At 60.1% G+C, this 7,147-nt stretch carries 9 protein-coding genes and 1 tRNA gene; 5 read left to right on the plus strand and 5 right to left on the minus strand.

The features are described 5' to 3' along the window. Positions 1-346: CNP1-like family protein (locus ACFFAR_RS19510; protein WP_375508300.1), on the plus strand; the 346-nt coding region annotated here is incomplete at its 5' end. A 55-nt stretch (positions 347-401) separates the two neighbouring features. On the opposite strand, the gene proB is transcribed toward ACFFAR_RS19510, so the two are convergent. From proB to rplU, 4 genes are all read right to left on the minus strand, one after another. Beyond that, entirely contained in the window at positions 402-1,520 is a 1,119-nt protein-coding gene (gene proB, locus ACFFAR_RS19515) for a glutamate 5-kinase (protein WP_062170250.1), read from the minus strand. Positions 1,521-1,561: 41 nt separating this feature from the next. After that, positions 1,562-2,698, minus strand: coding sequence for an Obg family GTPase CgtA (gene cgtA / locus ACFFAR_RS19520; RefSeq protein ID WP_174365334.1), 1,137 nt, complete (start codon positions 2,696-2,698; stop codon positions 1,562-1,564). 180 nt (positions 2,699-2,878) lie between these two features. Then, positions 2,879-3,139, minus strand: coding sequence for a 50S ribosomal protein L27 (rpmA, locus tag ACFFAR_RS19525; protein WP_056354760.1), 261 nt, complete (start codon positions 3,137-3,139; stop codon positions 2,879-2,881). A 39-nt stretch (positions 3,140-3,178) separates the two neighbouring features. Beyond that, positions 3,179-3,493: a 50S ribosomal protein L21 gene (gene rplU, locus ACFFAR_RS19530; RefSeq protein ID WP_056354755.1), complete on the minus strand. Its 315-nt coding sequence runs from the start codon at positions 3,491-3,493 to the stop codon at positions 3,179-3,181. 289 nt (positions 3,494-3,782) lie between these two features. Between rplU and ACFFAR_RS19535 the strand changes: the two genes are divergently transcribed. The 4 genes from ACFFAR_RS19535 to ACFFAR_RS19550 all read left to right on the plus strand — a co-directional run bounded on the left by ACFFAR_RS19535 (position 3,783) and on the right by ACFFAR_RS19550 (position 5,979). After that, positions 3,783-4,775, plus strand: a complete 993-nt coding sequence (locus tag ACFFAR_RS19535) for a polyprenyl synthetase family protein (protein WP_062000297.1) — start codon at positions 3,783-3,785, stop codon at positions 4,773-4,775. 31 nt (positions 4,776-4,806) lie between these two features. Next, positions 4,807-4,883, plus strand: a tRNA-Pro gene (locus ACFFAR_RS19540). Positions 4,884-5,052: 169 nt separating this feature from the next. Beyond that, the gene (locus tag ACFFAR_RS19545) at positions 5,053-5,454 is read left to right on the plus strand and encodes a hypothetical protein (protein ID WP_231941275.1); all 402 of its coding nucleotides are present in this window, start codon (positions 5,053-5,055) and stop codon (positions 5,452-5,454) included. A 15-nt stretch (positions 5,455-5,469) separates the two neighbouring features. Beyond that, the gene (locus tag ACFFAR_RS19550; RefSeq protein WP_375508301.1) at positions 5,470-5,979 is read left to right on the plus strand and encodes a M48 family metallopeptidase; all 510 of its coding nucleotides are present in this window, start codon (positions 5,470-5,472) and stop codon (positions 5,977-5,979) included. A gap of 2 nt (positions 5,980-5,981) precedes the next feature. Here the strand turns inward: ACFFAR_RS19550 and ACFFAR_RS19555 are convergent. Beyond that, on the minus strand, positions 5,982-7,147 hold a 1,166-nt coding region (locus ACFFAR_RS19555; RefSeq protein WP_375508302.1), incomplete at its 5' end, for a DHA2 family efflux MFS transporter permease subunit.

Raw genomic sequence — 7,147 nt, forward strand, 5'->3', positions numbered from 1 at the left:
GCTCAGTTTTTTCATCGATAAAAAATCGCTCAGCGTCGGCGATGACGGCGTGATTCGCTACACGGTCGTGGTGCAAAGTCCGGCCGGCGCGCGCAACGTGAACTACGAAGGGATCCGCTGCGACAACTTCAACTGGCGCCTCTACGCGAGCATCAACGAGGACCAGACAGGTTGGGATCGTGCGGTGGAACGGGACTTTGCGCGCATTGAAACCGGCGAGCTGAATTCATATCACTCGGCGCTGTATCAGGATTATTTCTGTGCAAACAAACTGCCGACGGGAACGGCACAGCAAATCTTGTCAAATATTCAGATGAAACGGACAGCGGTATCGAACTACCACTAAGCGTCGCGTTAAATGAAAAAGCCGCCAGTTGGCGGCTTTTTTCGTGGTCGACCGGTCAGGCAAGGACCAGATTGTCGCGATGAATGAGCTCCGGCTCCAGCATGTAGCCGAGCACCGTTTCGATCTCGCCGCTTGGTTTGCGCTGGATCAGCCGCGCCTCCGAGCTGCTGTAATTCGTAATGCCGCGCGCCACTTCGTGTCCGGCCGGATTCATGCACGCGATCACTTCGCCACGCGCGAACGCGCCGTGGACATCGATCACACCGATTGGCAGCAGGCTTTTGCCGCCCGCCGTGAGCTTCTCGACCGCGCCGTTGTCGATAACCACGTGTCCGCGCACCTGCAGGTGATCGGCCATCCATTGCTTTCGCGCCGCAATCCGCGCCGTCCGGGCAACGAGTTGCGTACCGATCATCTCGCCCGAAGCGAGTCGCGTCAGGACATCCGACTCTCGCCCGCTCGCAATCACGGTATTCGCGCCACTGTGCGCCGCGCGCTTTGCCGCAAGAATCTTGGTCAGCATGCCGCCGCGCCCGAGGCTAGACCCCGCGCCCCCCGCCATGGCTTCGAGTTCCGGCGTGCCGGCATCGGCTTGTTCGACCAAAGTCGCCGATGGATCGTGACGCGGATCGGCGGTGAACAGACCGCGCTGATCGGTGAGGATGATCAGCGCGTCGCCTTCAATCAGATTCGCCACGAGCGCGCCGAGCGTGTCGTTGTCGCCGAATTTGATTTCGTCGGTGATGACGGTGTCATTTTCATTGATGATCGGCACGCAACCCAGGCGCAGCAAGGTCAGGAGCGTTGAGCGTGCGTTCAGATAACGTTCGCGATCGGCCAGATCGGCATGCGTGAGCAGAATTTGTGCGGTCCGGATGCCGTGCTTGCCGAAACTGCTTTCGTAGACCTGCGCCAGCCCCATTTGCCCGACTGCCGCGGCGGCCTGCAACTCGTCGATTTCACGCGGCCGCTTTGTCCAGCCCAGCCGATGAATCCCTTCGGCAATCGCGCCCGAACTGACCAGCACGACTTCCTTGCCCTGAGCGCGCAACGCTGCGATCTGCGCGGCCCAGCGCGCGATGGCTGCATGATCGAGCCCGCGGCCATCGTTTGTCACGAGGCTCGATCCCACTTTCACTACGAGTCGCTTCGAAGCGGCTATGACGGAACGCATCTGACGCATTTCTCCTCGATACACCACGGGCCTGGCTTTTCTTACGCTTCGTTTTCGTCTTCGTCTTCGTCGATTTCCGGCGCTGGCTGAGGCGCCGCGACTGCGGGCTCGTCGCGGAAACGCACGTCGGCGGCGAGGTCTTCGGCTTCCGCCGCACGCGATGCGTCCGAGTTCTTCGAGATGTAGTCGAAGATGGCGTACGTCAGGCCTTCGCAGCCCTGGCCGGTCAGCGCCGAGATTTCGAACACCGGACCGTCCCATTCATAACGCTTGATGAAGTCCGCCACGCGCGCCTTGCGCTCGTCGTCCGGAACCATATCCAGCTTGTTGAGCACCAGCCAGCGTGGTTTTTCGTACAGCGCTTCGTCGTACTTGCGCAGTTCGTTGACGATCGCACGCGCTTCCTGAACCGGGTCGACGGCTTCGTCGAACGGGGCCAGATCCACGAGATGCAGCAGCACGCCCGTGCGCTGCAAGTGCCGCAGGAACCGGTGACCGAGCCCCGCGCCTTCCGCCGCACCTTCGATCAGGCCCGGAATGTCCGCGATCACAAAGCTCTTTTCCGGCCCGACGCGCACCACGCCGAGATTCGGCGCGAGCGTGGTGAACGGATAATCGGCGATTTTCGGCCGCGCATTCGACACGGATGAGATAAATGTCGACTTGCCGGCGTTCGGCATGCCGAGCAGACCGACGTCGGCCAGCACTTTCAGCTCGAGACGCAGCATGCGCCGGTCGCCGGGCTTGCCTTCAGTTTTCTGGCGCGGCGCGCGGTTCGTGCTCGACTTGAAATGCAGGTTGCCGAGACCGCCCGCGCCGCCATGCGCAATCAACACGCTCTGGTTGTGCTCGGTCAGATCGGCGATCAGCTCGCCCGTTTCCGTATCCGCGATGATCGTGCCGACCGGCATGCGCAGGATGATGTCGTCGCCGCCCTTGCCGTAACAGTCAGCGCCGCGGCCGTTTTCGCCGTTGCGCGCCTGGTGTTTCTTAGCGTAACGATAGTCGATCAGCGTGTTGATGTTGCGATCCGCGACCGCGTACACGCTGCCGCCCCGGCCGCCGTCGCCGCCGTCCGGTCCGCCGAACGGGACGAACTTCTCGCGCCGCATCGACGCGCTGCCATCCCCTCCGTCGCCGGCGATGACTTCAATTCTCGCTTCGTCAATGAACTTCATGAGTTGCTCCGTCCCGTGTTTCAGCGGTGTTCCGCTATTTTGCCGCGACCAGCCGATGCCAGCCACTAGACCATTCGATATATGTCACTACTTGGCTGGTCGAAAAAATCAGCCAATAAAAAAAGCCCCGCGAACTTCGCGGGGCCTGTTCCGGTCCTGAAGCCCGTGCCTGAATCTTACTTAGGCAGCCGGGACGACGTTGACCAGATGCTTCTTTGCTGCGCCCTTCGTCGTGAACGTGACGTGGCCGTCCGTCAGCGCGAACAAGGTGTGATCCTTGCCAATGCCGACGTTGTCGCCCGGGTGCATGCGCGTGCCGCGCTGGCGAACAATGATGCCGCCTGCGTTGATTGCCTGGCCGCCATAAACCTTCACGCCGAGGCGCTTTGATTCAGAGTCGCGACCATTGCGGGATGACCCGCCTGCTTTTTTGTGTGCCATTTGATAGCTCCTTGACCGTTTAGCTTATCGACTCGACGCTTAAGCAGCGTTGATGGCGTCGATACGCAATTCGGTATAGTTCTGGCGATGGCCAGCGTGCTTTTGGTAGTGCTTCCGGCGACGCATCTTGAAGATCGTGACCTTCTTGTGACGACCTTGGGACACGACGGTACATGTGACGGAAGCCCCACTGACCAGCGGTGCACCGAACTGAATCGATTCACCTTCGCCTACTGCGAGAACCTGGTCGAGCGTGATTTCAGCGTCAATGTCTGCCGGTATCTGTTCTACTTTCAATTTTTCGCCGACAGCAACTTTATACTGCTTGCCACCGGTTTTTATGACCGCGTACATTGAGAACCTCACTCTGAATTCATTTTTCCGCACACCGTGCGCGAAAACGCGTGATTATACAGAGAGTTAGGCTCTCCGTCAAAACCCTTGTTCGTCGCGAAAATGCGCCGCCGCTGTGCCAGGACGGGGCGCGGGGGGATGCGAGGCACCCGAGGCGAACGCAATATTATCCTGATCATTACCGCGTCATGCCGCACGTGAAGCGAGGCTGGATGGTCCAAGGCGTCTATTAGAGGCGTCGATCGGCCGATTCGCCTTATAATTCGCGGCACTACCCTAATTGCCGATCATGTCGTCCACAGCCACTTCCTCCCCAAACGCCGCCAACGTGCTCGAGCCTATCGCCGAGGACATGCAGCAGGTCAATCGCGTCATCCGGCAGCGCCTGGCATCCGAAGTGATGCTGATCAACCAGATTTCCGAGTACATCATCGGGGCCGGCGGCAAACGGCTTCGTCCCGCGCTGCTGCTTCTGGTGTCGGGCGCGCTCGGCGACAAGACCGGCCATCGGCACGAACTGGCCGCAGTCGTCGAGTTCATTCATACGGCGACCCTGCTGCACGATGACGTCGTCGACGAATCCGATCTCCGGCGCGGCCGCAAGACCGCGAACGCGATCTTCGGCAACGCGGCGAGCGTGCTGGTCGGCGATTTCCTGTATTCGCGTTCGTTCGAGATGATGGTCGGCGTGGGCAAGATGCGCGTGATGGAAATCCTGTCGGTTGCGACCAACGTGATCTCCGAAGGCGAAGTGCTGCAGTTGCTGAACATGCACGATCCGGATGTCGACGAAGCGCGCTACATGCAGGTGATCCGCTACAAGACGGCAAAGCTTTTCGAAGCGGCGGCGCAGCTCGGCGCAGTGCTCTCCGGATCGGATGCAAAGACGGAAGCCGCGGCGGCGGAATTCGGACGGCGCATCGGCACGGCATTCCAGATCATGGACGACTGGCTCGACTACACGGGCACGGCGGAATCCATGGGCAAGAACGCCGGCGACGATCTGCGCGAAGGCAAACCCACGTTGCCGCTCATCTATTTGATGGAGCACGGCACGGCGGAACAGGCGGCGTTGGCTCGCGAGGCTATCGAGCAAGGCGGGACCGACAAATTCGATACCATTTTCGAAGCCATCACCACGTCGGGCGCGCTCGATCACACGCTGAAATGTGCACGTCAGGAAGCGCAAGCGGCCGCGAATGCAATTTCTTCGTTTCCGGATTCCATTTTCAAAGAGAGCCTGCTAGAATTATGTTCTTACTCGACGGCGAGACAGTCCTGAAAAGGAAACGAACCGTCTCTGAGTAAATTTTCGGGGTGTAGCTTAGCCTGGTAGAGCGCTACGTTCGGGACGTAGAGGCCGGAGGTTCGAATCCTCTCACCCCGACCAGAATTTCCTTGTTAAACCAAGGCCAAAACCGCCCAGCTTGCTGGGCGGTTTTTTGTTTGGGGCTGATTTTTGCGTGCGGGTATCGTGTAAGACGCCGTGTAAGACGCCGTGTAAATCGCCGCGCAATGCACAGGGCAATCCCCTTCCTGCTTTTTCTGCCGGGTGCCTCATGGGTTTATCGAGCATTGCATCGCCGCCAATGTCCGTCGCACGACGTCTCGCCCTGACATTCGTGTTCCTCTGGTTCGCGATCGGCGGCGTCTGCCACTTTCTCCTCATGCCGTCGTTTGTGAAGATCGTGCCGCCGTTCGTGCCCGCGCCCATCCTGGCCGTGATCGTCAGCGGCGTGTTCGAATTGCTCGGCGCCGCCGGCATCACGATCAGACGCACGCGCCGCATGGCGGGAATCGGGCTGACGCTTTTGACGATCGCGGTGACGCCGGCCAACGTCTTCATGCTCCAGCACGCCGAACTCTTTCCCGGCGTTCCCGTGTGGGCGCTCATCGCACGCCTGCCGCTTCAGCTCGCTTTGATCGCGTGTATCTTGTGGAGCACGCAGCGTACTAACTAAGTAGCGGGTCTCGCCATGCTTCCTCTGAAATACCTGAGCGCGTACCCGGAAACGCTTCAGGACAAGGTCCGCAAACTGATCGCCGACGACAAGCTCGGCATGTACCTCGCTGATCGATATCCGCATCGGCATGCGGTGCAGTCCGACCGCGCGCTGTATGAATACACGACCGAGTTGAAGCAGGAGTTCCTGCGCGTGGCGCCGGCCATCGACAAGGTCATGTACGACGCCAAGCTCGACGTGCTGCGGCACGCGCTCGGCCTGCATACGGCGATATCGCGTGTTCAAGGCGGCAAGCTGAAGGCGAAGAAGGAGATTCGCGTGGCGTCGCTGTTCAAGGAAACGCCGCCGGAATTCCTGCGCATGATCGTCGTGCACGAACTCGCGCATCTGAAGGAAAGCGATCACAACAAGGCGTTTTACCGGCTGTGTGAATTCATGCAGCCGGGGTATCACCAGATTGAATTCGACCTGCGCGTGTACCTGACACAGCGCGATCTCGCTCGCGATTCTTCCATCAGGTAGTTCTAATCTGCGGCCGCGTGCACGAGGGTTTCGCCCGGAATCGGTCGCGCCGGACGGATCAGCAACACGAGCGGCACGACTAGCAACGTTGCGACGAACATCAGCTTGAAGTCGTTCAGGTAGGCGATCATCTGCGCCTGCTGGTTGATCGACTGGTCCATCAACGCGAGACTCATCTGCGACCCGGTTTCAAGCATGGGTTGCATCGATGGATTGAAGACGTTCACGTTCGCCGCAAGATCCGCGTGCGCGACCTGCGTGTTGCGCGTCATCATGGTCTGCACAATCGAAATGCCGATACTGCTGCCAATGTTGCGCATCAGGCTGTAGGTCGCGGTGCCATCGGCGCGAAGCTCGGGCGTCAAGGTCGAGAACGTCAGCGCGCTCAGCGGCACGAATACGAAGCCCAGTCCAAAGCCCTGGATCACACCCGGCCAGACGATGTCGGACACCGACAGCACCAGCGTGTATTGCATCATCTGCCATAACGCGAACGCCGATATCAGGAAGCCCGCGAGTAACAGAAGCCGTGCATCGGTGCGTCGCAGCATGCGGCCTGCGATCATCATGGCGAGCATCGTTCCGGCGCCGCTGGGCGCCGTGACAAGGCCGGTGGTTGCCACCGGATAGTTCATGAGGTTCTGCAGCATCGGCGGCAAGAGCGCACGCGTCGCGTACATCACGGCGCCGATCACGAAGATGAAAAATACCCCGGTCGCGAAGTTCCTGTCCTTCAACAATTCATATTTGAAGAACGAACGTTTGCCGGCCGTCGCGGTATGCGCCAGGAAAAAGATGAAACTGAGCAAAGCCAGAATCGCTTCGATGCGGATCTCGAGCGAGCCGAACCAGTCGAGTTGCTCGCCGCGATCGAGCATCGCCTGGAATGCACCGATCGCGAGACCGAGCGTGGCGAAGCCGAAGGCATCGAACTTCACGCCGTGCTTCGCGGCGCGCGCCGGCAGGAACGTCAGCACGCCAAACAGCGCAAACGCGCCGATGGGCACATTGATGAAAAACACCCAGCGCCAGTTGTAGCTGTCGGTGAGCCATCCGCCGAGCGTTGGCCCGAGGATCGGCCCGACCATCACGCCCATGCCCCAGACGGCCATCGCCTGGCCTTGCTTTTCGCGCGGGTTGATGTCGAGCAGGATGGATTGCGAAAGCG

It is taken from the genome of uncultured Caballeronia sp., from assembly GCF_964243625.1.
Classification (GTDB): domain Bacteria; phylum Pseudomonadota; class Gammaproteobacteria; order Burkholderiales; family Burkholderiaceae; genus Caballeronia.